The sequence below is a fragment of the Pseudomonas sp. NPDC090203 genome (assembly GCF_044746765.1).
In the GTDB taxonomy this organism is placed as follows: domain Bacteria; phylum Pseudomonadota; class Gammaproteobacteria; order Pseudomonadales; family Pseudomonadaceae; genus Aquipseudomonas; species Aquipseudomonas putida_AD.
Genome location: NZ_JBIVCV010000010.1, coordinates 130,894 through 156,276, shown reverse-complemented (window position 1 = coordinate 156,276; position 25,383 = coordinate 130,894). Strand labels below are relative to the sequence as shown.

General features: G+C 60.8%; 23 protein-coding genes. 13 read left to right on the top strand and 10 right to left on the bottom strand.

The window, feature by feature from the left end; all coding sequences use genetic code 11:
- Positions 1-141 precede the first annotated feature (141 nt).
- Both ACIPO9_RS18450 and ACIPO9_RS18445 read right to left on the bottom strand, forming a co-directional pair.
- On the bottom strand, positions 142-1,107 hold the full coding sequence (locus ACIPO9_RS18450) for an L-carnitine dehydrogenase (RefSeq protein ID WP_274131587.1): 966 nt from the start codon (positions 1,105-1,107) through the stop codon (positions 142-144).
- 140 nt (positions 1,108-1,247) lie between these two features.
- Positions 1,248-2,135 (bottom strand): 3-keto-5-aminohexanoate cleavage protein, encoded by an 888-nt coding sequence (locus ACIPO9_RS18445; protein ID WP_166595694.1) that lies wholly within the window; start codon positions 2,133-2,135, stop codon positions 1,248-1,250.
- Between the two features lie 299 nt (positions 2,136-2,434).
- Between ACIPO9_RS18445 and ACIPO9_RS18440 the strand changes: the two genes are divergently transcribed.
- Positions 2,435-3,394, top strand: coding sequence for a GlxA family transcriptional regulator (locus ACIPO9_RS18440; RefSeq protein WP_274131585.1), 960 nt, complete (start codon positions 2,435-2,437; stop codon positions 3,392-3,394).
- A 67-nt stretch (positions 3,395-3,461) separates the two neighbouring features.
- Positions 3,462-4,634, top strand: coding sequence for a hypothetical protein (locus ACIPO9_RS18435; RefSeq protein WP_400608664.1), 1,173 nt, complete (start codon positions 3,462-3,464; stop codon positions 4,632-4,634).
- 91 nt (positions 4,635-4,725) lie between these two features.
- On the opposite strand, the gene ACIPO9_RS18430 is transcribed toward ACIPO9_RS18435, so the two are convergent.
- Positions 4,726-5,148 carry a DUF3010 family protein gene (locus ACIPO9_RS18430; protein ID WP_400608663.1) on the bottom strand — a complete coding sequence of 141 codons (423 nt, stop codon included), beginning with the start codon at positions 5,146-5,148 and terminating at the stop codon, positions 4,726-4,728.
- Positions 5,149-5,185: 37 nt separating this feature from the next.
- Complete coding sequence (locus ACIPO9_RS18425) at positions 5,186-5,590, bottom strand: lysozyme inhibitor LprI family protein (protein WP_274131582.1); 405 nt, start codon at positions 5,588-5,590, stop codon at positions 5,186-5,188.
- 228 nt (positions 5,591-5,818) lie between these two features.
- Between ACIPO9_RS18425 and ACIPO9_RS18420 the strand changes: the two genes are divergently transcribed.
- From ACIPO9_RS18420 to ACIPO9_RS18395, 6 genes are all read left to right on the top strand, one after another.
- Complete coding sequence (locus ACIPO9_RS18420; protein WP_274131581.1) at positions 5,819-6,796, top strand: dipeptidase; 978 nt, start codon at positions 5,819-5,821, stop codon at positions 6,794-6,796.
- A gap of 75 nt (positions 6,797-6,871) precedes the next feature.
- A complete protein-coding gene (locus ACIPO9_RS18415; protein WP_400782643.1) occupies positions 6,872-7,402 on the top strand; it encodes a DUF5943 domain-containing protein in 531 nt (176 codons plus the stop codon).
- Positions 7,403-7,417: 15 nt separating this feature from the next.
- The gene (gene dgcA, locus ACIPO9_RS18410; protein ID WP_400782640.1) at positions 7,418-9,478 is read left to right on the top strand and encodes a dimethylglycine demethylation protein DgcA; all 2,061 of its coding nucleotides are present in this window, start codon (positions 7,418-7,420) and stop codon (positions 9,476-9,478) included.
- A gap of 103 nt (positions 9,479-9,581) precedes the next feature.
- Positions 9,582-11,528, top strand: coding sequence for a dimethylglycine demethylation protein DgcB (gene dgcB, locus ACIPO9_RS18405; protein WP_400782638.1), 1,947 nt, complete (start codon positions 9,582-9,584; stop codon positions 11,526-11,528).
- Positions 11,528-12,748, top strand: a complete 1,221-nt coding sequence (locus tag ACIPO9_RS18400) for an electron transfer flavoprotein subunit alpha/FixB family protein (protein ID WP_400782636.1) — start codon at positions 11,528-11,530, stop codon at positions 12,746-12,748. Before dgcB ends, ACIPO9_RS18400 begins: the two co-directional genes overlap by 1 nt.
- Positions 12,738-13,541, top strand: coding sequence for an electron transfer flavoprotein subunit beta (locus tag ACIPO9_RS18395; RefSeq protein WP_400782634.1), 804 nt, complete (start codon positions 12,738-12,740; stop codon positions 13,539-13,541). The genes ACIPO9_RS18400 and ACIPO9_RS18395 overlap by 11 nt, the downstream gene beginning before the upstream one ends.
- 183 nt (positions 13,542-13,724) lie before the next feature.
- Here ACIPO9_RS18395 and ACIPO9_RS18390 read toward each other — a convergent pair whose 3' ends face one another.
- From ACIPO9_RS18390 to gbcA, 3 genes are all read right to left on the bottom strand, one after another.
- The gene (locus ACIPO9_RS18390; protein WP_274131575.1) at positions 13,725-14,243 is read right to left on the bottom strand and encodes a hypothetical protein; all 519 of its coding nucleotides are present in this window, start codon (positions 14,241-14,243) and stop codon (positions 13,725-13,727) included.
- Positions 14,240-14,434: a hypothetical protein gene (locus ACIPO9_RS18385; RefSeq protein ID WP_400782632.1), complete on the bottom strand. Its 195-nt coding sequence runs from the start codon at positions 14,432-14,434 to the stop codon at positions 14,240-14,242. The genes ACIPO9_RS18390 and ACIPO9_RS18385 overlap by 4 nt, the downstream gene beginning before the upstream one ends.
- A gap of 854 nt (positions 14,435-15,288) precedes the next feature.
- Entirely contained in the window at positions 15,289-16,587 is a 1,299-nt protein-coding gene (gbcA, locus tag ACIPO9_RS18380; RefSeq protein ID WP_274131573.1) for a glycine-betaine demethylase subunit GbcA, read from the bottom strand.
- Positions 16,588-16,919: 332 nt separating this feature from the next.
- Between gbcA and gbcB the strand changes: the two genes are divergently transcribed.
- Positions 16,920-18,020, top strand: coding sequence for a glycine-betaine demethylase subunit GbcB (gene gbcB / locus ACIPO9_RS18375; protein WP_274131572.1), 1,101 nt, complete (start codon positions 16,920-16,922; stop codon positions 18,018-18,020).
- Positions 18,021-18,104: 84 nt separating this feature from the next.
- Here gbcB and ACIPO9_RS18370 read toward each other — a convergent pair whose 3' ends face one another.
- A complete protein-coding gene (locus tag ACIPO9_RS18370) occupies positions 18,105-19,088 on the bottom strand; it encodes an Abi family protein (RefSeq protein ID WP_274131571.1) in 984 nt (327 codons plus the stop codon).
- 209 nt (positions 19,089-19,297) lie between these two features.
- Positions 19,298-20,923 carry a methyl-accepting chemotaxis protein gene (locus ACIPO9_RS18365; RefSeq protein WP_274131570.1) on the bottom strand — a complete coding sequence of 542 codons (1,626 nt, stop codon included), beginning with the start codon at positions 20,921-20,923 and terminating at the stop codon, positions 19,298-19,300.
- A 318-nt stretch (positions 20,924-21,241) separates the two neighbouring features.
- Here ACIPO9_RS18365 and ACIPO9_RS18360 point away from each other — a divergent pair, with 318 nt between their 5' ends.
- Both ACIPO9_RS18360 and ACIPO9_RS18355 read left to right on the top strand, forming a co-directional pair.
- The gene (locus tag ACIPO9_RS18360; protein WP_274131569.1) at positions 21,242-21,475 is read left to right on the top strand and encodes a hypothetical protein; all 234 of its coding nucleotides are present in this window, start codon (positions 21,242-21,244) and stop codon (positions 21,473-21,475) included.
- The gene (locus ACIPO9_RS18355) at positions 21,472-21,774 is read left to right on the top strand and encodes a cell division protein ZapA (RefSeq protein WP_274131568.1); all 303 of its coding nucleotides are present in this window, start codon (positions 21,472-21,474) and stop codon (positions 21,772-21,774) included. The genes ACIPO9_RS18360 and ACIPO9_RS18355 overlap by 4 nt, the downstream gene beginning before the upstream one ends.
- A 132-nt stretch (positions 21,775-21,906) precedes the next feature.
- Here ACIPO9_RS18355 and ACIPO9_RS18350 read toward each other — a convergent pair whose 3' ends face one another.
- A complete protein-coding gene (locus ACIPO9_RS18350; RefSeq protein WP_400782630.1) occupies positions 21,907-22,947 on the bottom strand; it encodes a low specificity L-threonine aldolase in 1,041 nt (346 codons plus the stop codon).
- 97 nt (positions 22,948-23,044) lie between these two features.
- Between ACIPO9_RS18350 and ACIPO9_RS18345 the strand changes: the two genes are divergently transcribed.
- Together ACIPO9_RS18345 and alaC are read left to right on the top strand one after the other, a co-directional pair.
- A complete protein-coding gene (locus ACIPO9_RS18345) occupies positions 23,045-23,788 on the top strand; it encodes a TraX family protein (RefSeq protein ID WP_400782628.1) in 744 nt (247 codons plus the stop codon).
- 226 nt (positions 23,789-24,014) lie between these two features.
- Complete coding sequence (gene alaC, locus ACIPO9_RS18340) at positions 24,015-25,232, top strand: alanine transaminase (RefSeq protein WP_274131565.1); 1,218 nt, start codon at positions 24,015-24,017, stop codon at positions 25,230-25,232.
- Positions 25,233-25,383 lie beyond the last annotated feature (151 nt).

Sequence of the window (25,383 nt, the reverse complement as noted above, 5' to 3'; positions counted from 1 at the left end):
CCGTCCCGGGTAACAGGGGGTTGTCCCGGCCGGGGCGGCCGGGCCCGCGCGGCGGCCACGCGCCCACATACTGTGTTTGCGTTCCCCCGTGCGGGGGGCGCTCCCCCGCGACAGCGTCGGTTCGAACAACGAGGTCAGGGATCAGTCCTCGAACGCCATCCCATGCTTCTGCTTGGTCTTCTTCACCGCCTCTAGCACCGCCAGCAGGCAGTCATCGCGATAGCGTTCCAGCGCCGCGATGCTGTGGGTGCCGAGCTGTTCGCTGGTGCCCTCGACCACGTCGTCGATCAGTTTGTTTGTCAGTTCAGGTGCTGGCAGGTAGGTCCACGGCAATTGCAGCGCCGGCCCGAACTGCGCCATGAAGTGACGCATGCCCGCATCGCCGCCCGCCAGGGTGTAGGTCAGGAAGGTGCCCATGAACGACCAGCGCAGGCCTGCGCCGAAGCGGATTGCATCGTCGATCTCACCGGTGGTTGCCACGCCATCGTTGACCAGATGCAGCGCCTCGCGCCACAGCGCTTCGAGCAGACGGTCGGCGATGAAGCCGGGCACTTCCTTGCGCACGTGCAGGGCGCGCATGCCCAGTGATTCGTAAACCTTGATCGCCGCTTGAACGGCTTCTGGGGCGGTGTTCTTGCCGCCGACCACTTCCACCAGCGGCAGCAGGTACACCGGGTTGAACGGGTGACCGACCACGCAGCGCTCGGGATGCGTGGCGCTTTCGTAGAACTCGGAAGGCAGCAGGCCCGAGGTGCTGGAGCCGATCAAGGCGTTGGGCTTGGCCGCAGCGCTGATCTTGCTGTGCAGGTCGAGCTTGAGCTCCAGCCGCTCAGGGGCGCTTTCCTGAATGAAGTCAGCGTCACGCACGCACTCTTCGATGGTCGCCACGAAACGCAGGCGATCCTGCGAAGCGCCTGCTGCCAGGCCTTTCTGTTCCAGCGCCGGCCAGGCCTTGGCGACACGCTGACGCAGCGCGGCTTCGGCCCCTGGCGCCGGGTCCCAGGCGATCACATCCAGGCCGTTGGCCAGGGCACGGGAAACCCAGCCGCTGCCGATGACACCGCTGCCCAGAGCAGCGAAGGTTTTGATTTCGGTGATGAAGGTCATGTCGTGCACTCAAGAGAATTCGCGAAATCTTCGTAGGAGCGCGCTTGCCCGCGACTGCGGTGCGTCAGCCGACACCATCGGCACTGGCAAATGGCATTCGCGGGCAAGCGCGCTCCTACAGGGAGGTGTTAGGTTGGCAATCAGAAACGCTTCTTCAGCCCCATCTTCACGCGGCCTTCAGCCGGGGTCATGACCCGTGCGCCCATGCGGCTGAGGATTTCACTGGCGCGTTCGACCAGCGCGCCGTTGCTCGCCAGCACGCCCTTGTCCAGCCAGATGTTGTCTTCCAGGCCGACCCGCACGTTGCCGCCCAGCAGCACCGCTTGCGCCGCCATCGGCATTTGCATGCGGCCGATGCCGAAACCGGCCCAGACCACGTCCGCCGGCAGGTTGTCGACCATGGCCTTCATGGTGGTGGTGTCCGCCGGCGCGCCCCACGGGATGCCCAGGCACAGCTGGAACAGCGGGTTGTCCAGCAGACCTTCTTTCATCATCTGCTTGGCGAACCACAGGTGGCCGGTGTCGAAGATCTCAAGCTCGGCCTTCACGCCCAGTTCCTGAATGCGCTTGGCACCTGCACGCAGTTGCGCCGGGGTCGATACGTAAATGGTGTCGCCGTCGCCGAAGTTCAGGGTGCCGCAGTCCAGCGTGCAGATTTCCGGCAGCAGCGCTTCGACGTGGGCCAGGCGAGCCAGCGGGCCCACCAGATCGGTGTTCGGGCCGAAGTCGGTCGGACGCTCGCCCGGGCCGATTTCAAGGTCGCCACCCATGCCTGCGGTCAGGTTGACGATGATGTCGATGTCGGCCTCGCGGATGCGATCCATGGTTTCGCGGTACAACTCGACGTCACGGCTGAACTTGCCGGTCTGCGGATCACGCACGTGGCAATGCACCACGGTGGCGCCCGCCTTGGCGGCCTCGACGGCGGCGGCAGCGATCTGTTTCGGGGTGATCGGGACCAGATGGCTTTTCCCGGTCGTGTCGCCAGCACCGGTGAGTGCGCAGGTGATGATGACGTCGTGATTCATGTGTAAGGTTCCTTGCAGGCCAGGGCGTGTGAGAGGCGGGTTTTTGCCACCCGCTTTTGAGGTGCAAAGCTACGCAGGCCAAGGCCCCTCAAAACGCACAGCGGCGACAAGCTCTTGCACGGTAGCGACCTGTGCTGTTGCCTCGTTGTCTGAACAGGCGTATCTCATGTTCATCGAGCCCGTAGGAGCGCGCTTGCCCGCGACGGCGTCGTGTCAGACATCGATGAGTGCCTGATTGAACGCATCGCGGGCAAGCGCGCTCCTACAGGGCAAGCGGCGCTCTCAAGGATTTCTCGACGATGTCCCAGGATTTCTACTTTCTGCTCATGCCCGGCTTCTCCATGATGGGCTTCGTTTCGGCGCTGGAGCCGTTGCGTGTGGCCAATCGTTTCGGCGGCGAGCTGTATCGCTGGCATGTGCTGAGCATCGATGGCGGGCCGGTGATTGCCAGCAACGGCATGTCGGTCAACGCCGATGCGGCGCTGGAGCCGCTGAAGAAGGGCGCGACGCTGTGCGTCATGGGCAGTGTGGACCCGCTCAAGTTCTACACCTCGACCCTCGAGCACTGGCTGCGAAGGCTCGATCTTGAGGGCGTGACCCTGGGCGCCATCGACACTGGCAGCTTCGTGCTGGCCGAAGCCGGGTTGTTGGAGGGCTATCGCCTGACCCTGCACTGGGAGGCGCTGGACGCTTTCAAGGAAACCTACCCGACACTGCAGGCGACTCAGGAGCTGTTCGAAATCGATCGCCGCCGCATCAGTTCGGCAGGGGGCACGGCGTCCATCGACCTGATGCTCGACCTGATCGGCCAGGCCCACGGCCCGGACCTGGCGATCAAGGTGTCCGAACAGTTCGTGCTCGGCCGCATCCGCCAGCGCAAGGACCACCAGCGCATGCAGATCGCCACGCGCTACGGCATCAACAACAAGAAGCTGGTGCAGGTGATCGGCGTGATGGAACAGCACACCGAGCCGCCCCTGAGCACGCTGGAACTGGCCGAGGGCATTCAGGTGACACGCCGTCAGTTGGAGCGCCTGTTTCGTTTGCACCTGAACGACACACCCAGCAACTTCTACCTCGGCCTGCGCCTGGAAAAAGCCCGCCAACTGCTGCGCCAGAGCGACATGAGTGTGCTGGAAGTCAGCATCGCCTGCGGTTTCGAATCGCCGTCATACTTCACCCGCAGCTACAAGGCGCGGTTTGTGGTCTGCCCCAGGGAAGATCGCGGGCGGGTGGCACGGGAGCCGAAGGTGGTTTGATTCCCGATTATGGTCAATTATACTCGCGACTATAAATTATGGTCCTGGCAATAATTGGGTATAAATCATGGCAAAGCGCACCGGCTTTGTATTCAGACGCGACAGCCTTGCGCTCACCATCGCGCAGGGGCTGATCGGCGAGGGCTTGCACGATTACTCCTCCGGCCTGTTTCTCGCGGCACCCCGGCGGACCGGAAAGAGCACGTTTTTGCGCGAGGACCTGGTACCTCAATGCCTCAAGCAGGACTGGCTGCCGGTGTATGTCGACCTGTGGGCTGATCGGGAAAAAGACCCCGCCGACCTAATCAGCGCAGCGATTGCGGCCGCGCTGGTGCCTTTTGAGAAAGGCGTCCGCAAGCTCGCCAAGTCAGCGGGTATCGAAAAGCTCAATTTCCTGCGCACCTTGTCCTGGGATTTCAGCAAACCGCAGTTGCCTGTCGGCTCCACCCTGACCCAGGCTCTGGAGTTGCTGCACAGCGCTGCGCAGAAAATGATCGTGCTGATCATTGACGAGGCCCAGCACGCGCTGACCAGTGAGGCGGGCGTCAATGCGATGTTCGCGCTGAAGGCTGCACGCGATGAGCTCAATCAAGGGGTGGAGCGGGGCATTGGTGGATTACGGCTGGTCCTCACAGGCTCCAACCGCGACAAGCTGGCGCATCTGGTGCTGAACAAGAACCAGCCGTTCTACGGGTCGAGCATCACGCCGTTTCCCTTGCTGGGGAAGGACTTCACCAAGGCTTACACCGCTCATTTGAACAGCCATCTGGCGCAAGACAACCAGTTTTCTGCAGCCGATATCGATGCCGCGTTCGACCTGGTGGGGCGCCGCCCGGAAATGCTGCGCTCGATTATCGGCGATGTCGCCCTTGAACTGGGGGAGGCGGAAAACCTCGGCGAGTTGCTGCGTAACAGCGCGCAATCGCTGCGCGCAGGTGTCTGGGAGGAGTTCGAGAGTGCCTATAACGCGCTGACGCCCCCGCAGCGCGGGGTTCTGGAGGTCATGGCTGATCGCGCACATGACAACCAGCCCTTTGCGCCGTTCTCCGATGCAACGGTGTTGGCGGTAGGCAAGGCGCTGGAGACGTTGGGCAGCGAGGTGGTGCCCGGGACGCAGACCATTCAGGCGGCGATCGATTCGCTGCGTGACAAAGAGCTGGTCTGGAAATCCAGTCGCGGCGCCTATGCGTTGGAAGACAAGGCGTTCGGCGAGTGGCTGAGGCAGCGCAGAGGACCGTAGCAGCACGGCTTGCCGGCGGGGGCGGTGTGTCAGTGAAGTATTTTCGGGCTGGCACACCGCCGTCGCGGGCAAGCGCGCTCCTACAGCGGGGTTATTTTGTGGTTTTCATCAAGGCTGCGCACGCCGCCTTGTACGCATCATGCTGATACTTGTTCAGCGAGGCGGGCGGTTCGATGTTGTGTTTCTTGGCCTGGGCCGTGAGGGTCTGGGGTGACAGCAGCACCACTTCGCAGTCTTCCAGCAGTTGAAAGACCGTTTCGATCTTGAAGGTGGTCGGGCCGCCGGCGAACTCGCCTTTCTTGCTGCGCTTCTTGATGGCGATGTGGGTGATGGCGTTTTCGCGCACGAAGGTCGCGATCTGCCGGGCGAACGCCTTGACGTTGTCCGCTTCGTCATCGTCTTCCAGGGCGATCTTCTTGATGGCCAGTGGCAGCGATTCAAGCGCGCCGGATGCGCGAGTGGCGACAGCGAAGATGGCTTCGCTGCCTTTGATGTCTACGCCGCAGATATTCATGTGCTGACCTTGAGCCTGTAAAAGGCGTCAGGGTATCTCATTCAGACTGCGCAATGCTTTCCAGGTACTCGGAGCGCTCGTCGCTCATCCGCGCCAGGCAGTCGTTCTGGCCGATGTTGAATTCCTTGGTGCCGGGCTTGGCCGGGAAGACTTCCACGGCGCAGTCGGCGTCGCGCAGTTTCTTCCAGGCGTCCTGGGCGGTCTTGAGCTTGCCGGCGAATTCGTCCGATTGCGCCTTGTTTGCGCCAAACTGCACGTTCACCCGCTCCAGCAGGTTCTGGAAGTTCTCGTCCAGCAGCTTGACCGCGGTGTCGCGGCTGTACACCGAACATTCCAGAGTCTGTTTGTCTTCGTCCACGCCGTCGCAAGGGGTCGCGTCCGGGTTGGCCGCTGCGTGAGCGCCTGTCGCGAATAGAGCCAGAGCCAGAAAAATCGTCTTCATTGGGGTTTCCCGATTCAGTGATGCGGGGAATTCTCGCCCATGCGCGCGGCAAAGAACAGTTATCAAACGCAGGTGGCAGACGCCCGCAGTCGTCGTTTGTCGTTTCTTGACGCTTTCGGCAATTCCCTTGTCGTTTTTGCATCCGGCTCATCCGACCCGCAGGCATATGCTGGCCCCAAAGCGCCGGCAGACGTTTCGGCGCACGAACAACCTATAGGGGACAGCCTGATGAGCCCAGCCGAATTGCACGCCGACAGCATCGTTATCGACGGTCTGATTATCGCCAAATGGAACCGTGAGCTGTTCGAAGACATGCGCAAAGGCGGCCTGACCATGGCCAACTGCACCGTGTCGGTTTGGGAAGGGTTTCAGCAGACCGTCAACAGCATCGCCTCCAGCCAGAAACTGATTCGCGAAAACAGCGACCTGGTCATGCAGGTTCGCAACACCGCCGACATCCGCAAGGCCAAGGAGCTGGGCAAGACCGGCATCCTCTTCGGCTTCCAGAACGCCCATGCCTACGAAGACCAGATCGGCTACGTCGAGATCTTCAAGCAGCTGGGCGTGGGCATCGTGCAGATGTGCTACAACACCCAGAACCTGGTCGGCACCGGTTGCTACGAGCGCGACGGCGGCCTGTCGGGCTTCGGTCGTGAAATCGTCGCGGAAATGAACCGCGTCGGCGTCATGTGCGACCTGTCCCACGTCGGTTCCAAGACATCCGAGGAAGTGATCCTCGAATCCAAGAAGCCAGTGACCTACTCGCACTGCCTGCCTTCGGGTCTCAAGGAACACCCGCGCAACAAATCCGACGCTGAACTGAAATTCATCGCCGACCACGGCGGTTTCGTCGGCGTGACCATGTTCGCGCCGTTCCTGGCCAAGGGCATCGATTCGACCATCGACGACTACGCCGAAGCCATCGAATACGTGATGAACATCGTCGGCGAAGACGCCATCGGTATCGGCACTGACTTCACCCAAGGCCACGGCCAGGACTTCTTCGAATACCTGACCCACGACAAGGGCTACGCCCGCCGCCTGACCAGCTTCGGCAAGATCATCAACCCGCTGGGCATTCGCACCGTCGGCGAATTCCCGAACCTGACCGAAACCCTGCTCAAACGCGGCCATTCGGAGCGCGTTGTACGCAAGATCATGGGCGAAAACTGGGTTCGTGTATTAGCGGATGTCTGGGGCGAATAAGCCCTAGATCACACACTTTTCCCTCTCCCGTCCGTGGAGGGGGCATCCAACAAAATTTTCTGGAGTTAAGTTTCCATGGCCAAGATCGCCCCGCAATTGCCTATCGAAGTCGACAGCGAGACCGGTGTCTGGACTTCCGACGCCCTGCCAATGCTGTACGTGCCGCGTCATTTCTTCGTCAACAACCACATGGGCATCGAGGAAGTTCTGGGGGCTGACGCCTACGCCGAGATTCTCTACAAGGCCGGTTACAAATCCGCCTGGCACTGGTGCGAGAAGGAAGCCGAGTGCCATGGCCTGGAAGGCGTCGCGGTGTTCGAGCACTACATGAACCGTCTGTCCCAGCGTGGCTGGGGTCTGTTCAAGATCCAGGATATCGACCTGGATAAAGGCACCTGCAGCGTGAAGCTGGAGCACTCGGCCTTCGTTTATGTGTACGGCAAGGTCGGTCGCAAGGTCGACTACATGTTCACGGGCTGGTTCGCCGGTGCCATGGACCAGATTCTCGCTGCCAAAGGCAGCTCCGTTCGCACGGTGGCCGAGCAGGTCTACGGCGGATCGGAAGAGGGCCACGAAGATGGCCTGTTCGTCGTAAAACCGTTGTAAGCCGAGGACCGTGAGATGGCTTTCGAAGCAATGTTTCAGCCGATTCAAATCGGCAAACTGACAATCCGCAACCGCGTCCTCAGTACCGCACACGCCGAGGTCTATGCCACTGACGGTGGCATGACCACCGACCGGTATGTGAAGTATTACGAGGAGAAAGCCAAAGGCGGCATCGGCCTGGCCATTTGTGGCGGCTCCTCCAGCGTGGCCATCGACAGCCCGCAAAGCTGGTGGAAATCGGTCAACCTGGCCACCGACAACATCATCCCGCATTTCCAGAATCTGGCCGACGCCATGCACAAGCACGGCGCCAAGATCATGATTCAGATTACCCACATGGGCCGTCGCTCCCGCTGGGACGGCGACCATTGGCCGACCCTGATGTCGCCATCGGGCATCCGCGAGCCTGTGCACCGCGCCACCTGCAAGACCATCGAGCCGGAAGAGATCTGGCGCGTGATCGGCAACTACGCAAGCGCCGCCGCCCGTGCCAAGGCCGGTGGCCTGGACGGCGTGGAATTGTCGGCCGTGCACCAGCACATGATCGACCAGTTCTGGAGCCCGCGCGTCAACAAGCGTACTGACGAATGGGGCGGCAGCTTCGAGAACCGCATGCGCTTCGGCCTGGAAGTGATCAAGGCTGTGCGCAAGGAAGTCGGTCCTGACTTCTGTGTGGGCCTGCGTATCTGCGGTGACGAATTCCACCCGGACGGTCTCAGCCATGAAGACATGAAAGAGATCGCCAAGTATTACGACCAGACCGGCATGATCGATTTCATCGGTGTGGTGGGCTCGGGTTGCGACACGCACAACACCCTGGCCAACGTTATCCCCAACATGAGTTATCCACCGGAGCCGTTCCTGCACTTGGCGGCCGGTATCAAGGAAGTGGTCAAGGCGCCGGTTCTGCACGCGCAGAACATCAAGGACCCGAACCAGGCCACCCGTATTCTGGAAGGCGGTTACGTCGACATGGTCGGCATGACCCGCGCGCACATCGCCGACCCGCACCTGATCACCAAGATCAAGATGGGCCAGGTTGACCAGATTCGTCAGTGCGTCGGTGCCAACTACTGCATCGACCGCCAGTACCAGGGTCTGGACGTGCTGTGCATCCAGAACGCCGCGACTTCCCGTGAATACATGGGCGTGCCGCACATCATCGAGAAAACCACCGGCGTGAAGCGCAAAGTGGTGATCGTCGGTGCCGGCCCTGCGGGGATGGAAGCTGCACGTGTCTCCGCTGAACGCGGCCATGACGTGACCCTGTTCGAGAAAAAAGACGCCATTGGCGGCCAGATCACCACGGCCTCGAAAGCGCCGCAGCGTGATCAGATTGCCGGTATCACCCGCTGGTATCAGCTGGAGTTGGCTCGCCTTAAGGTCGATCTGCGCCTGGGCACTGCGGCTGACATCGCGACCATCAGGGACCTGCGTCCGGATGTGGTGGTGCTGGCGGTGGGCGGTCATCCGTTCATCGAGCAGAACGAGCACTGGGGCGCGGCAGAAGGCCTGGTGGTCAGCAGCTGGGACGTGCTGGACGGCAAGGTTGCACCGGCCAAGAACGTGCTGGTCTACGACACCATTTGCGAGTTCACCGGGATGTCCGTGGCCGACTTCATGGCCGACAAGGGCAGCCAGGTCGAGATCGTCACCGATGACATCAAGCCGGGTGTGGCCATGGGCGGTACGTCGTTCCCGACGTACTACCGCAGCATGTACCCGAAAGAAATCATCATGACCGGCGACATGATGCTGGAGAAGGTCTACCGCGAAGGCGACAAGCTGGTGGCGGTGCTGGAAAACGAATACACCGGCGCCAAAGAGGAGCGGGTGATCGACCAGGTGGTCATCGAGAACGGCGTGCGTCCTGACGAAGAGCTGTACTACGGCCTCAAGGACGGTTCGCGCAACAAGGGCCAGATCGACATCGACGCCCTGTTCGCGATCCAGCCTCAGCCATCGTTGAGCCAGTCCGGTGACGGCTACCTGCTGTTCCGCATCGGCGACTGCGTGGCGCAGCGTAACACCCACGCCGCGATCTACGACGCACTGCGGCTTTGCAAAGACTTCTAAGATCAGCCACAAGCTGCAAGCTTCGAGCTGCAAGCAAGAGCAATGGGTGACCGGCTTTTGCTTGCCGCTTGTAGCTTGAAGCTTGTAGCTCGAGGGCACCTCGATGTTGAACACCCTTCTTCCAATCCTGCTGTTCGCAGCCCTGGGCCTCGCGGTTCTGGGCGCCTTGCGGCGGGTCGCCATGTGGCGCAACGGGCGCGCCTCCAAGGTCGATCTGCTCGGCGGCCTGCTGGCCATGCCAAAGCGCTACATGGTCGATCTGCACCACGTGGTGGCGCGTGACAAATACATCGCCAACACCCACGTGGCCACGGCCGGTGGCGCGGTGGCGTCGATCATCCTGGCGATTCTGGTGCATGGTTTCGGCCTGCATAACCGCATCCTCGGCTATGCGCTGCTGCTGATGTCGGCGGTGATGTTCGTCGGTGCGATCTTCGTTTATCTGCGTCGTCGCAACCCGCCGAGCCGCCTGTCCAAAGGCCCGTGGATGCGCCTGCCGAAAAGCCTGCTGGCGTTCTCGGCCTCGTTCTTCCTGGTGACCCTGCCGGTGGCCGGGATCCTTCCGGAAAACTTCGGCGGCTGGTTGCTGGCAGTGATCCTGGGGATCGGCGTGCTGTGGGGTGTGTCCGAGCTGTTCTTCGGCATGACCTGGGGCGGGCCGATGAAACACGCCTTCGCCGGTGCCCTGCACCTGGCCTGGCACCGCCGCGCCGAGCGTTTTGGCGGCGGCCGCTCCACCGGCCTCAAGCCGCTGGATCTGGCTGATCCGACCGCGCCGCTGGGTGTGGAAAAGCCCAAGGACTTCACCTGGAACCAGCTGCTGGGCTTCGACGCCTGCGTGCAGTGCGGTAAATGCGAGGCCGCGTGCCCAGCGTTCGCTGCAGGCCAGCCACTGAACCCGAAAAAACTGATTCAGGACATGGTCGTCGGCCTGGCCGGCGGCACCGATGCCAAATTCGCCGGCAGCCCCTATCCCGGCAAACCTGTCGGGGAGCACGGCGGCAACCCGCATCAACCGATCGTCAATGGTCTGGTCGATGCCGAAACCCTGTGGTCGTGCACGACCTGCCGCGCCTGCGTGGAAGAGTGCCCGATGATGATCGAGCACGTGGACGCCATCGTCGACATGCGCCGTCACCTGACCCTGGAAAAAGGCGCGACCCCGAACAAGGGCGCCGAAGTCCTGGAAAACCTCATCGCCACCGACAACCCGGGCGGCTTTGCACCGGGCGGCCGTCTGAACTGGGCTGCGGACCTGAACCTCAGCCTGCTGAGCGAAAAGAAAACAGCCGACGTGCTGTTCTGGGTAGGCGATGGTGCCTTCGACATGCGCAACCAGCGCACCTTGCGCGCCTTCGTCAAAGTACTGAAAGCCGCTCAAGTGGACTTCGCCGTGCTGGGCCTGGAAGAACGTGACAGCGGTGACGTGGCCCGTCGCCTGGGTGACGAAGCGACCTTCCAGATGCTCGCCAAGCGCAATATCCAGACAATGTCCAAATACAGCTTCAAACGCATCGTGACCTGCGACCCGCACAGCTTCCACGTCTTGAAAAACGAGTACGGCGCCTTTGGCGGCGAATACCTGGTGCAGCATCACAGCACCTACATGGCCGAGCTGATCGGTGAGGGCGCGTTGAACCTGGGCCAGCACAAAGGCTCCAGCGTGACCTACCACGACCCATGCTACCTGGGCCGCTACAACGGCGAATATGAAGCGCCGCGCGACGTGCTCAAGGCATTGGGGATCGAGGTCAAGGAAATGCAGCGTTCCGGTTTCCGTTCCCGCTGCTGCGGTGGCGGTGGCGGCGCGCCGATCACCGATATTCCGGGCAAGCAGCGTATCCCCGACATGCGTATGGAAGACATCCGCGAAACCGGTGCCGAGCTTGTGGCCGTGGGTTGTCCACAGTGCACGGCAATGCTCGAAGGTGTGGTCGAACCTCGCCCGATGATCAAGGACATCGCTGAACTGGTGGCCGACGCCCTGCTTGAAGAGGCAGCGCCCGCCAAGCCGGCTCCTGTCAAACGTGAACCTGCGGAGGCGCACTGATGAGCGACATTATCCGCCGCGACCCTCGTGCCGAGTGGATCGCCCGCAACCGCCTGCACCCGCTGCATGCCGCCATGCAGCCGCAACAGGCGAGCTGGATGGGGCCTAACGGCATCATTCGCAAGAACGTCCACGGCGCCGGTTTCATCGGCCCCAACGGCATCAAGCGTATCGACCGCAGTGGCGCGCAACAGGGCGGCTCGGTCAAGCGCTCTGCCTCGGTTGAAGTGCAATTGCCACTGCATCAGGTTGCCGAGCCTGCGTTCTACATCGCCGTGGTGCCTGACATGGTCGGCGGCCGCCTGAGCAGCCACGACCGCGATCTGCTGGGCCTGGCCCATGGGTTGGCGGGCAAAGACGGTGCGGTACTGGCCGTGGTGTTCGGCGAGCACAAGGAGTCGGCGTTCGACACCGCCGGTGTCGATCGGCTGCTGGTCCTGGAGGGCAGCGAGTTCAGCGGTTACTCCCCTGAACAGCGCGTACAGGGGCTGCGGGCTGTGGATAACCAGTTCGACCCACGTCACTGGTTGCTACCTGACAGCCGTACCGGTGGTGGCGAACTGGGCCGCCGCTTTGCCGCGAGCATCGGTGAACGCCCGGCGACGCGCGTCTGGCAGGTCAAAGACGCACAGGCGACAGGTCGGGCAGGGGCCGGGCAGCAAGATCTGTCGCGTCCGGTTTCGCGCTTGATCCTGGCAGCCGCTGAATGTGCCGAACCCGTGAGCGAAACCCGCCACGAAGCGTTGCCGGTGGAGTTGTCCACAGGCATCGCGCGCAGCCTGGCGCGTATCGAGGATCTGGGCGCGGTGGCGGTCGATCCGGCACTTATCCCCATGGCCGAAGCGGAGTTCATCTTCTCGGGCGGCAATGGCGTCAAGGACTGGGAACTGTTCCACCGCACGGCCGCTGCGTTGGGCGCCACTGAAGGCGCATCCCGCGTTGCCGTGGACGACGGCTTCATGACCCGTGATCGCCAGGTCGGCGCATCGGGCACCTGGGTCACGGCGCGTGTCTACGTGGCTGTGGGTATCTCGGGGGCGATCCAGCACTTACAAGGCATCGGGGCCTGCGACAAAGTTGTGGCGATCAACCTGGATCCGACGTGCGACATGATCAAACGTGCTGATTTGTCGGTGATTGGCGAAAGCGCAGACGTGCTCAAGGCGCTGATCGAGGCCGTTGAAGCGTACCGGAACGAGGGAAAACGCGATGCAGCCTGACAAAAAACTGCCTGTGGATAAAGCCGCCTTGCACGTTATCAGCCTCGTGTCTGTGGGTGCGCACCCGACTTCCGGTCGTCCACGCCGTGCGGAACAGGACGCCCGTGCGGTCGAACTGGGCCTGCAACTGGCTGGGGATAACTTGCACGTGCTCCACGCTGGCAATGCGGAGGAGCCTGCACTGCGGGCTTATCTGGGCATGGGCCTGAAAGAGTTGCACGTGCTCGATCAGCCCGGAGGCGCCGATGCGCTGCCGGGGCTGGCCGATTACATTCGTGAGTCCGGCGTGCAGCTGGTGCTTGCTGGCACCCAGGCCGAGACTGGCGAAGGTTCGGGCATGTTGCCCTACCTGCTGGCCGAAAAACTCGGCTGGCCGCTGGTGGTGGGCATGGCTGAAGTCGAATCCATCAGCGGTGGATCCGCCCAGGTCCTTCAGGCCCTGCCACGCGGCCAACGGCGTCGCCTCAAGGTTCGCCTGCCTTTCCTCGCCACTGTGGACAACGCCGCCCCCAAACCCCGCCAGAGCGCCTACGGCCCTGCACAGCGCGGCACGCTGGATGTGGAACAGATCGAAGTCACCATCGATGAGTTATTCACAGGCGCCGAACTGACAGCCGCCAAACCTCGGCCAAAACGCCTGAAGGTCATCAAGGCCAAAAGCGGCGCTGACCGGATGAAGGCTGCAACGGCCAAGGCCAGTGGCGGCGGCGGGCAAGTGCTCAAAGGGGTTAGCCCCCAGGAAGGCGCTGCGGCGATTTTGAAGCTCCTGGTGGAGGAAGGGGTGGTTCGCTAACCCCTCGCCGCGCCCTCAACGCCGCTCCCGCCGGCAAGCCGTGCTGCTACGGATCGGCGTCCGTACCCACATCAATGACAACCCCCATCCCCCGTAGCAGCATGGCTTGCCGGCGGGGGCGTTCTCGACATCGCTATCGTCGGCACGCCGTGAGGCGATGTGGGAACTGGGTGTATCTCCCGTTCAAGACTTTGGGTCATCTGTCTCCATCGCCGACCGAGTGGTGGCAGCATCGACAATCATCACGTCGAATACTTGCTCGATGACCTGACGAGGCCCTTGTTTCAAGCTCCAGGTGAAGAAGACAAGGCAGCCAAGCAGCATGATGAAGCATGCCGAGCCAATGACGCTCTGTGATACGCCAGTCCAGAAGCCAGGTCGCGCGGATCGTATCTCGTGGCTGGCTTTTGCGGCGTACATGTCTTCCATCTCCCTTGTTTCATCAGCGAGGGATGCTTTCAGAAAATCCACCGCCAGCTGCGCTGCCTGGCTCCGGTAGCTCTCAAGAACTGACACGTTGTTGCTCATATCGTGGAACGCGGCAAGGTCGGCGTCTTTCGGGAGTTCTCCGTGCTTTTCCTTGAATGCCAGTATGTATTCGATTTTCTGACGCTTGTATTGCGAATAGGCGAGCTTGCCAACGATGTCGTTATCGTCCGCGACCAACGCGTTATAGATATGGTTGTAGTTCGCTTTGGTCATGCAAACTCAGTCTCGCGCAGCCTTGCGTACGCAGTGGCAAAGGCGGTGTTGATCTCATCGATGGTTCTGGGGCGGAAGGTGACGACACCCAACAGCTCTCGTGGAAGCTTCGCAGGGCGGCCTCCGTGCTCGATCAGTTGGGCATTGGCTCTCAAGACGACGTCTCGTGAGAAGTGGGCTCTGTTTTTCATGATTGAATCCTTCCAGTCAGGAGAGTTGTGCTAGCGGGAGTTTACGGTCCTTGGATTTGCAGCGATGTCAGACGCTTCCGAATCTTCTGCCCTTAATCAATCCACATACCCACAATCGCTGTTGATCCACCTGTGGATAAACTGTTCGGCCATTGGTGCGAGCCGCGTATGGCGTGGCTTACACGCGATCGATCAAAAAACAACCACCCTATCTAGCGGTTTCTAAAGGCTTTTTCTCCACAGTACCTGGTCCAGACTCAGATTTTTTGCCCACATTCTCTGTGCGCGGCTATGTGGATAAGATGTTCGCTTTCCTCTGAGAGCAAGGTAAACCGGGGCTTTCAAAGGTTTGTTCAAATTTTGATCAGTGCAACGTTTCTCTGACGAATGTGCATCGTATGAGCCTGAATTTCGGCGCGACATAAGCTTTTCCACAGATGCTCGCGTATCTTGACGAGTTGCGCACATTCTCTGTTGGCGGTTCTGTGGATAAGGTGTTTGCGCTCTTCTGCATCCCGCTATAATCGTGGCTTACAGAGCTTTGTTCAAATATTGATCAGCCATTTCCAGCCCACGCCAGGATAAATAAGTCACGGTTTTTTCTGACTTTTTACACAGGCGAAATTCGACTTCCCCACAATTGCTGTGGGTTGTGCTGTGGATAAGTTGTTTGTGGATGCTGCAGAGGGGCGGCGGGGGCGGCGGGGGTGGTGTGGAGCAGGGTTGAGCGTTTTCTGACCAATATTCGGATTTCAGCTCATGAACGCATCGCGGGCAAGCGCGCTCCTACAGTTCGATGTCTGTAGGAGCGCGCTTGCCCGCGATGACGTTAGAACAAGCGCTGCAGTTGGACCTTACTCGTGGTTAACCGCCACCCCCTTCAGATAAGGCGCAGGCTCGGCCCCCATGTTCTCCAGGAGCTTGGCGCTGTACCAGTCGATGAAGTTGACCACGCCGAACTCGTAGGTTTTCGAGTACGGGCCTGGCTGGTAGGCGACGGAGTTGATGCCGCGCTGGTTTTCTTCGGCCAGGCGACGGTCCTGGTCGTTGGTGGCGTCCCAGACTTCGCGCAGGCGGGCGACGTCGTAGTCCACGCCTTCGACAGCGTCCTTGTGCACCAGCCACTTGGTGGTGACCATGGTTTCCTGGGCGCTGATCGGCCACACGGTGAACACGATCACGTGGTCGCCCATGCAGTGGTTCCAGGAGTGCGGCAGGTGCAGGATGCGCATCGAGCCCAGGTCCGGGTTCTGGATGCGGCCCATGAGCTTCTTGCTGCCTTGCTTGCCGTCCATGGTCATGGACACGGTGCCTTTGAGCAGTGGCATGCGCACGATGCGGTTACGCAGGCCGAAGCTCTTGTGCAGGTAGGGAATCTTTTCGGCTTCCCACGCCGCGGCCGATTCGGCGACGTGATCCTTGAATTTCTGGTCGGCGCGGGGATCGTTGGTGTCGTCCCACTCCAGCAGGGTGTTCAGCAGTTCAGGGTGAGAACCGTTGCAGTGGTAGCACTCGCGGTTGTTTTCCAGCACCAGCTTCCAGTTGGCCTTTTCCATCAAGGTGGTTTGCACCGCCACCTTGGTGTTTTCCATGTCGTACGGTTCCATGTAGTGGTTCAGGGTCTGCAGGAACTCGTCGATGGCCGGCGGATTGGTCGCCAGGCTGATGAAGATGTAGCCGCCGGACACCTTGCAGTGCACAGGCTTGAGGCTGAATTCCTTCATGTCGAAGTCAGCGCCCATTTCGGTACCCGCGTACAGCAGGCGGCCGTCGAGCTCGTAGGTCCACTGGTGGTATGGGCACACCAGTTTGGCGACCTTGCCTTTTTCCTTGGTACACAGACGCGAGCCGCGATGGCGGCAGACGTTGTGGAACGCGTTGACCGTGCCATCTGGCGAGCGTACGACCAGGATCGGGTTCTTGCCGATCTGCAGGGTCATGAAGTTGCCCTTGGCCGGAATCTCGCAGGTCATGCCCGCGATCAGCCATTCCTTTTGAAAGATTTCCTGCATGTCGATTTCAAACAGCCGCTCATCGCTGTAGAAAGGCTGCGGCAGCGAATAAGTACGCTCACGAGTCTGCAGCATTTCGGCGGTTGCCTTGCGTGCGGGTTCCAGCGGATCGCCCAGGCTCAGAGTTGCGGTGACGTCCATCTTTCAAGTCCTCAGATTGCGCTTTCAGCAATCTACGAATGTGGCCAATTACGGTTGTGTTGTGTGTCTGGCACGCGAGGCGACGGTATTTTCTGTCGCTCAGGCTTTATGAGTAAAAAATGTGTATCGATTTAGCCGCGAGTGTGGAGTGGGGCGCGACGTGAACCTTATCCATGGGCGACATGGCCGATTCCGTTGACGACTACGCAACCCCTATAGACCGGGCCTGGTCGCCATAAGTATGTGAATGTCGCTGATAGGTAAATAGGCCGTTCTCGCGTTACGCAGAATCGCCACCATAAGAGGCCGACAGTCGGCCGTGGAGAGTGAGTATGTCCCAGAGTTTCCTCAGCCCGGTCAACACGCAGACTTGGGCCAATGGCCGCCACCTTGTGCGGGTCGTAAAAGTGATCCAGGAAACCTGGGACGTGCGCACCTTTTGCTTCATGGCCGATCAGCCGATCCTGTTCTTTTTCAAGCCGGGTCAGTTCGTCACCCTGGAGCTGGAAATCGACGGCGTGCCGACCATGCGCTCCTACACCATTTCCAGCTCGCCATCGGTGCCATACAGCTTCTCGATCACCATCAAGCGTGTGCCGGGCGGCAAGGTGTCCAACTGGCTGCACGACACCCTTCACGAAGGCCAGGAGCTGGCCGTGCACGGGCCGGTGGGTTTGTTCAACGCCATCGACTTCCCGAACCCGAAGATTCTGTACCTCAGCGGCGGTGTCGGTATCACGCCGGTGATGTCCATGGCGCGCTGGTACTACGACACCAACGCCAACGTCGACATGGTGTTCGTCCACAGCTCACGTTCGCCCAAGGACATCATCTATCACCGCGAGCTGGAGCAGATGGCGTCGCGCATCAACAACTTCTCGCTGCACATCGTGTGCGAGAAGCATGGTCTGGGTGAGCCGTGGGCGGGTTATCGCGGTTACCTGAACCAGAAGATGCTTGAGCTTATGGCGCCGGACTTCATGGAGCGTGAGGTGTTCTGCTGCGGCCCGACGCCGTACATGAACGCGGTCAAGCGCCTGCTGGAAGCCAACGGTTTCAACATGGCGCAGTACCACGAGGAATCTTTCGGCGCGACGCCTCCGGAGGCTCGTGCAGACGCCGTGGAGCATGCCGAGCAGGCCGCCGACGCACCGGAAATCGACGTTGCCGAGTTGCATCAGGTGGAATTCACCGACACCGGCAAGAGCATCCGCGTGGCGCCGGGCGAAACCGTTCACGCCGCTGCAGCCAAGCTTGGCCTGATGATTCCGAAAGCCTGCGGCATGGGGATCTGCGGGACCTGCAAGGTGATGAAGCTGAGCGGGGAGGTGGAGATGGAGCACAACGGCGGGATCACCGACGACGACGTGGAAGAGGGTTACATCCTGTCGTGCTGCAGCGTGCCGAAAGGGGATGTGCGGATCGAGTATTGATAAGCGTGTAGCAGCATGGCTTGCCGGCGGTGGCGATTTCGAAGGCGCTGCCGCCGGTAAGTCGGACTGTTCCATGCCACGGACCTAATTCCACTGTTCCTGGGCTGACCAACCAACCGGGAATCCCATCGGCCTCAGTTTTGAGGCGTCCTGATCTCTCAGCATCTTCAGTGCTCGGGCCTTCCACTGAGTATCCGGGCTGATCAGATCCGTCAGGTAAGCAAGCATGGTGAATACCACGTACAGCCGCTGTGATGGCTGAGGCTGGTTGTGGCAAGCCGCCAATAGCGCCCAGCTTTTGGGCAGTGACGGGCGAACGGGCAGCTCTCTGTTCCACAGGCGTGAGTGATGGGCGCAGCAGTTGCGGATGAACGTTAGCGTGTGCAACCAAGACTGCAGTACTTCAAAAGGCAGTTTGAACCGCGATGCGATGGCTTTCTTGTCGCGGCTTCTGGCGAGGGCCCTGAAAAGGGTCGAGACCGTCCCAAGGCTCATTTCCTCAAGCATTGCCCACGCAGGCGGCAGCTGCGGCGCACTATAGGTTGCGCCATAAAAGCGGAAGTAGTTATCGCGAGCGCGGTTCTCCATGTGTTGTTGAGTCGCCTGCTCAGAGAGTTCGTTGCGCCGGTTTCGGACGCGTTCGCGCTCCAGCTTTCTTGCCTCGTCGGCGAGCTTAAGCCGCAGTGGGCGCAAGAGCTCGCCATGAGCATAGGATGACTGAAACGACTTCGGGTCGGCTATCCAGCCTGAACCGAGCCTGGGACTTAAATGGTTGTTGATGGCTGCGCGCACGGCCACTTCGACTTTTTCTATTGCCTCCATGACGAGGCTGCGTAATGAAGAGTCGAAGCGATAGACCTCCACGATATCTTTCAAGCTTGAACCAGGCTTGAACGCGTGGTCAGGGCGTGTTTCCTGAAATGGACGCATGTATGGACTGAGCCGGAACAGCGTGACCACCTCCAGCAAAGACATCGCCTTTTTTTCATTCGCGATGTGCAGGCCGCGCTTCTTCAGCAGTTCCAGTTGCTGATCTACGCTGAGGGCGGGTTTATCGAATGGCCTCATGCCATTTTCTCCAGGCAAAAAAAACCCGCGCGATTTGAGCGTGCTGACCAGGTCAACCTAGGCTTGGCGGGTGTGTTGCGCTGGATTATATGGGCCTCCGTAAGGAGGTCAACTTTGAGGTTTCAGCAAATTGTAACGGTGGCTTCCTTGGTTCCAGAGGTCAGGAATGCCGCGATGAGCAGCATTCCCTTTCTGGATTTGGAACCCATTCACAAACGGAAGCGCGCCACCATCCCGTTCAAATCCACCGCCAGGCGCGACAGCTCGTTGCTCGCTGCGCTGGTCTGGTTGGCACCGGTGGCCGACTGGGTCGACAGGTCACGGATGTTGACCAGGTTGCGGTCCACTTCGCGGGCCACTTGGGCCTGTTCTTCCGCAGCGCTGGCAATGACCAGGTTGCGTTCGTTGATTTCCACCACCGCGTTGTTAATGGTATCCAGCGCAAGGCCCGCGCCTTTGGCGATGCTCAGGGTGGATTCTGCGCGTTCGGTGCTGCTGCGCATGGAGTTCACGGCTTGCTCGGTGCCACCCTGAATGCTGCCGATCATGCGCTCGATCTCGCTGGTCGACTGCTGGGTGCGGTGCGCCAGGGCGCGAACTTCGTCGGCGACCACGGCAAAGCCACGGCCGGCTTCACCCGCGCGCGCCGCTTCGATGGCAGCGTTGAGGGCCAGCAGGTTGGTCTGGTCGGCCAGGCCGCGGATCACGTCCAGCACCTTGCCGATGTCGCGGGATTCATCGGCCAGGTTGCCGATCAGGGTGGCGGTGCTTTGCACGTCGCCGCTCATGCGCTCGATGGCGCTGACGGTTTCCTGGACCAGGTCACGACCATCGCTGGCCGAGGTGGTGGCGTTCTGCGAGGCTTCGGACGTGCTCACGGCGTTGCGTGCCACTTCTTCCACGGCGCTGGTCATTTCGTTGACCGCAGTCGCTGCCTGCTCGATCTCGTTGTTCTGCTGCGACAGGCCCCGGGCGCTTTCGTCGGTCACCGCGTTCAGTTCTTCTGCGGCCGAGGCCAACTGGGTGGCGGATCCGGAAATGCGTTGCAGCGTGTCGCGCAGCTTGGACTGCATTTTCAGCATGGCGGTCAGCAGTCGGCCAGCTTCGTCGGTGCCATCGACCTGGATGGTGCGGGTCAGGTCGCCTTCGGCAATTTCTTCGGCAGCGTTCAGTGCCGCTGCAATCGGACGGGTAATGCTGTTGGTCAGCAGCCAGGCGAACAGCAGGGTCAGTGCAGTGGCAATGATGAGCAGGGTCACGACCATGGTGAAGGCGGTCGAATACTGGTCCGACGCCATCTTGTTGGTGTCATTGAGCTGCTGGGTGTTGATCTCCACCAGCTTGCCGAGGACGGTGTTCATCTGGTCGGAGTTGGTTTGCAGGTCAGCGCCGAGCAGGGTTGCCAGTTCGTCCAGCTTGTTGGCGTTACTCAGGGACTTCATGCGGTCTTCGAGCCCGCGGTACTCGTTGAGCAGCCTGACGTACTGGTCGTACGCGGCCTGCTCCTCGGGCGCTGCGATCAGCTTGACGTAGATGGCGCGAGCTTCTTCGATCTGCCTGTTGCGCATGGCCAGCAGTTCGACGGTCTTGGCCAGGGTTTCAGGCTCGCGATTGAGCATCAGGCGGTACGACAGCACGCGCAGGCGAATGCTGCCTTCGGTCAGTTTGTCCAGCGACTTGATGCTGGGCATGCTGTTGGTGGCCATGGTTTCGGTGGCGTCGTTGATCTTGCTCATTTGCATCAGAGCGAAGACACCCAGCACCAGCATCAACAAGCCGATGATGGAAAAACCGAGGAATGCGCGGGGCGCGATGTTCATATTACGTAGGGACATGACGGTTCCAGAAAGGCCGCAATCCATGCGAGGCGAGGGGGAGAATGGTCAGAGATGCATGACTTATCGGTCGCGTCTTCCCAGACTTGAACCCGTTGGTCCATACCTGTGCGCTTGTGTCGCAGGGGGCCGATCTGACGAACAGCAGGAACAAGACGGCCAAAACGCAGTCAATCAGGTCCGTTATGCGTTTGTGCCGTTGAAGTGAACGAAGTGCTTGCAAGGTCGGTGTTGTGGCGTAAATGCCCTGATTTCACTGGTAGCCGAAGTCTCTTTTCTTTATCGTACGCGCCCTTGAAATTTGCCTGAGAAATCAAAATGTTGGAAGCATCCCTAAGCCAGTTGGAAAAGCTCGTTGCAGACCTGGTGCAGCAGAACCAGGAATTGCAGAACTCGAACGCGCAACTCACTGACGAGTTGCGAAAGGCCAGGGATGACAACGACAGCCTGCAGTTGAGCCTGCTGGAGCAGGAAGAAAAGCAAGGCGCTACCGCAGCCCGCATTCAGGCGCTGGTTGACCGTGCCACCAGCGTCAGCGCGGTCGGCGCATGATTATCGACCGCGACACCACCAAGGTCATTTCCATTCTGGGCAACGATTACACGATCAAGGCACCCGAGGGTCAGGAGCAGACCTTGATGGATGCCGTGGTCATGCTCAAGGCGGCATTGTCCGAGACCAAGCGCAGCTACCCGACCCTGATCGGCGACCGCCTGCTGGTGCTGGCGGCGCTGAACCTGTGCTCGAAGCAGATCGAACTCAAACAGCAGCATGCCGCAGAGCTGAGCGTTTACGAGGAAAAGGTCAATGCGACGGTCGAGGTGATCGAGAAGGTGATTGCGCAGGGGTGAGGTGTTGCTCATGTAGGAGCGCGCTTGGTCTGGGCCGCATCCGGACGACAGCGGTGTTTCAGGCGATGAATTTGTTGGATTCACCGACGCCGTCGCGGGCAAGCGCGCTCCTACAGTGGTGTACTTCTGTCCTCAAGCCCCCATCACCAGGCGGATGTCCGCTGCCAGCTCGCGCACGCGGGCTTCTTCGGTGTCCCAGGAGCACATGAACCGCGCGCCGCCGCTGCCGATGAAGGTGTAGAACCGCCAGCCCTTGGCGGTCAGTGCCGCAATCGCCGCTTCCGACAGTTGCAGGAACACGCCGTTGGCCTGCACCGGGAACATCAGCTCAACCCCCGGAATATCCTTCACCAGTTCGGCCAGCAACTGCGCGCAGCTGTTGGCGTGGCGGGCATGTTTGAGCCAGGCGTCGTTTTCCAGCAGGCCGACCCACGGCGCCGACAGGAAACGCATCTTCGACGCCAGTTGCCCTGCCTGTTTGCAGCGGTAGTCGAAGTCTTCAGCCAGCTTGTGGTTGAAGAACAGGATCGCCTCACCCACCGCCATGCCGTTCTTGGTGCCACCAAAGCACAGCACATCGATGCCGGCCTTCCAGGTCAACTCCGCCGGTGTGCAACCCAGGTACGCACAGGCGTTGGCGAAGCGGGCGCCGTCCATGTGCAGGTTCAGGCCCAGTTCCTTGCAGGTGTCGCTGATGGCCTTGAGTTCTTCAGGCAGGTAGACGCTGCCCACCTCGGTCGCCTGGGTAAGGGTCACGACCCGCGGTTTGGGGTAATGGATGTCGGCACGCTTGAGCGCCACTTCGCGGATCGATTCGGGCGTCAGCTTGCCGTTCTCGCTGCGTGCGGTCAGCAGCTTGGAGCCGTTTGAGAAGAACTCCGGCGCGCCGCATTCGTCGGTCTCGACGTGGGCGGTTTCGGAGCAGATGACGCTGTGGTAGCTCTGGCACAACGACGACAGGGCCAGGGAGTTGGCCGCCGTGCCGTTGAAGGCGAAGAACACTTCACAATCGGTTTCGAACAGCTGACGGAATTGATCGGCGGCGCGTGCTGTCCACTGATCATCGCCATAGGCGCGTTGATGGCCGTGGTTCGCTTGTTCCATGGCCGCCCAGGCTTCCGGGCAGATTCCCGAATAGTTGTCGCTGGCAAACTGCTGGCTTTGGTCTGACATGGCCGGTTCCCTGTAGTCGAAGGCTGCGACTGTAACGAACATTCCATGGTTTGGTCATGCATTCTTGCGTCAGAAAATTCATCAGATGAGTGAGGACATGAGCGAGACCACGGCGAGTACCCGCCCTTTGCGTGACCGGGCACTGGACGTGCTCAAGTGGCTGGCGATGCTGAGCATGGTGCTGGACCACTTGCGTTACGTCGGTTGGTCTGCAGATTGGCTGTACGTGCCGGGGCGTCTGGCGTTCGCGTGGTTTTGCCTGGCGATCGCGGTGAACGTGCGGCGCGGCATGGATCGCGCCCCTCAGGCCGGTGTGAGCTGGAAATATCTGGCGTGGCTTGCGGTGTTTTCGCTGATTGCCGAACTGCCTTATCGCCTGTACATGGCAGGTGAGGTGACCACGCTCAACGTGCTGCCGACCCTGGTGCTGGGGTTGCTGGTGGCGCAGGGGGCGGTCGCTCGTACGTGGTCGGTGCGAGCCATGGGCATCGTCGCGCTGGGACTGGGTGTCGCGTTTGCGCCGCATTGGATGTTCGGCGCGTTCGGGGTCCTGTTGCCGGCCGCTTTTGTGTTGGTGTTGCGCGGTTCGTTGTGGCTGGCGGTGGTGCCGGGGATCGTCTGCCTGTTGAGTAATGAGTGGTCCAGGATCATCGACGGCATGCTCTGGGGCGACCCTATCTCAATCGGCGCGCTGGTCGCTTGTCTGCTCGGGCCCTGGTTGGGACTGGCGCTGCTGCGCAGCAAGCCTGGGTTCGGGGTATGGCCGATGCGTAAATGGGCCTACCTGATTTATCCGCTGCATTTTCTTGCCCTGTATTGCCTGCGCATGCTGATCCTGTAGGAGCGCGCTTGGTCTGGGCCGCATCCGGACGATTGCGGTGTGTCAGGTCCAGGGTTGTCTCTGATCCATCACAGTCGCGGGCAAGCGCGCTCCTACAGGGCGCTGTGGTGTTGAAAAAAACGCTGTAGACAAACCGCCGTCCCCGCCTTTATCTTCCGCACCAGGCCACCGCAGTGGCCAACGTCGCTCGGACGGTTCCGGGCGCTTACGTCTTTTAGAGGCCTCCATGGCAGACCAAGGTTCGCCGCGCCGCTTTGCGCGCATCGATCGACTCCCCCCTTACGTGTTCAACATCACTGCCGAGCTTAAAATGGCCGCTCGTCGTCGTGGTGAGGACATCATCGACCTGAGCATGGGCAACCCCGATGGGGCAACGCCGCCGCACATCGTCGAAAAACTGGTCACCGTCGCCCAACGTGAAGACACTCACGGCTACTCGACTTCGCGTGGCATCCCGCGTCTGCGTCGGGCGATCTCAAGCTGGTACAAAAAACGTTACGAGGTCGACATCGACCCTGAAACCGAAGCCATCGTCACCATCGGCTCGAAAGAGGGCCTGGCGCACCTGATGCTCGCCACCCTCGATCAGGGCGACACAGTGCTGGTGCCCAATCCCAGTTACCCAATCCACATCTACGGCGCGGTGATTGCCGGGGCGCAGGTGCGTTCGGTGCCGCTGATTCCGGGCGTGGACTTCTTCGCCGAACTGGAAAAGGCCATTCGCGGCTCGATCCCCAAGCCGAAGATGATGATCCTGGGCTTTCCGTCCAACCCGACCGCCCAGTGCGTCGAACTGGACTTCTTCGAGCGCGTCGTCGCGCTGGCCAAGCAGTACGACGTGCTGGTGGTTCACGACCTGGCCTACGCCGACATCGTCTACGACGGCTGGAAAGCCCCGTCGATCATGCAGGTGCCGGGCGCCAAGGATATCGCGGTGGAGTTCTTCACCCTGTCCAAGAGCTACAACATGGCGGGCTGGCGGATCGGCTTCATGGTCGGGAATCCCGAGCTGGTCAACGCACTGGCGCGGATCAAGAGCTACCACGACTACGGCACCTTCACCCCGCTGCAAGTGGCCGCCATTGCCGCGCTGGAAGGCGACCAGCAATGCGTGCTCGACATCGCCGAGCAATACCGCCAGCGTCGCAACGTGCTAGTAAAAGGCCTGCATGAACTGGGCTGGATGGTCGAAAACCCCAAAGCCTCGATGTATGTCTGGGCCAAGATCCCTGAGGCGTACGCGCATCTGGGCTCACTGGAGTTCGCCAAGAAGCTGCTGGCCGAGGCCAAGGTGTGTGTGTCGCCGGGTGTCGGTTTTGGTGAATACGGCGACGATCACGTGCGTTTCGCCCTGATCGAGAACCAGGATCGCATTCGTCAGGCGGTGCGCGGGATTCGCGGGATGTTCAGGGCCGACGGATTGCTGCCTGGAAAATCTGTCTGATTGCGACATTCGTCACTCTAAAATCCCCGGCATTGACCGGGGATTTTTGTTTCAACACATCCCTGCGTAGGAGCGCGCTTGCCCGCGATGGCGGTGTGTCAGAGGCGTAGAACCCGCCTGATACAACGTTTTCGCGGGCAAGCGCGCTCCT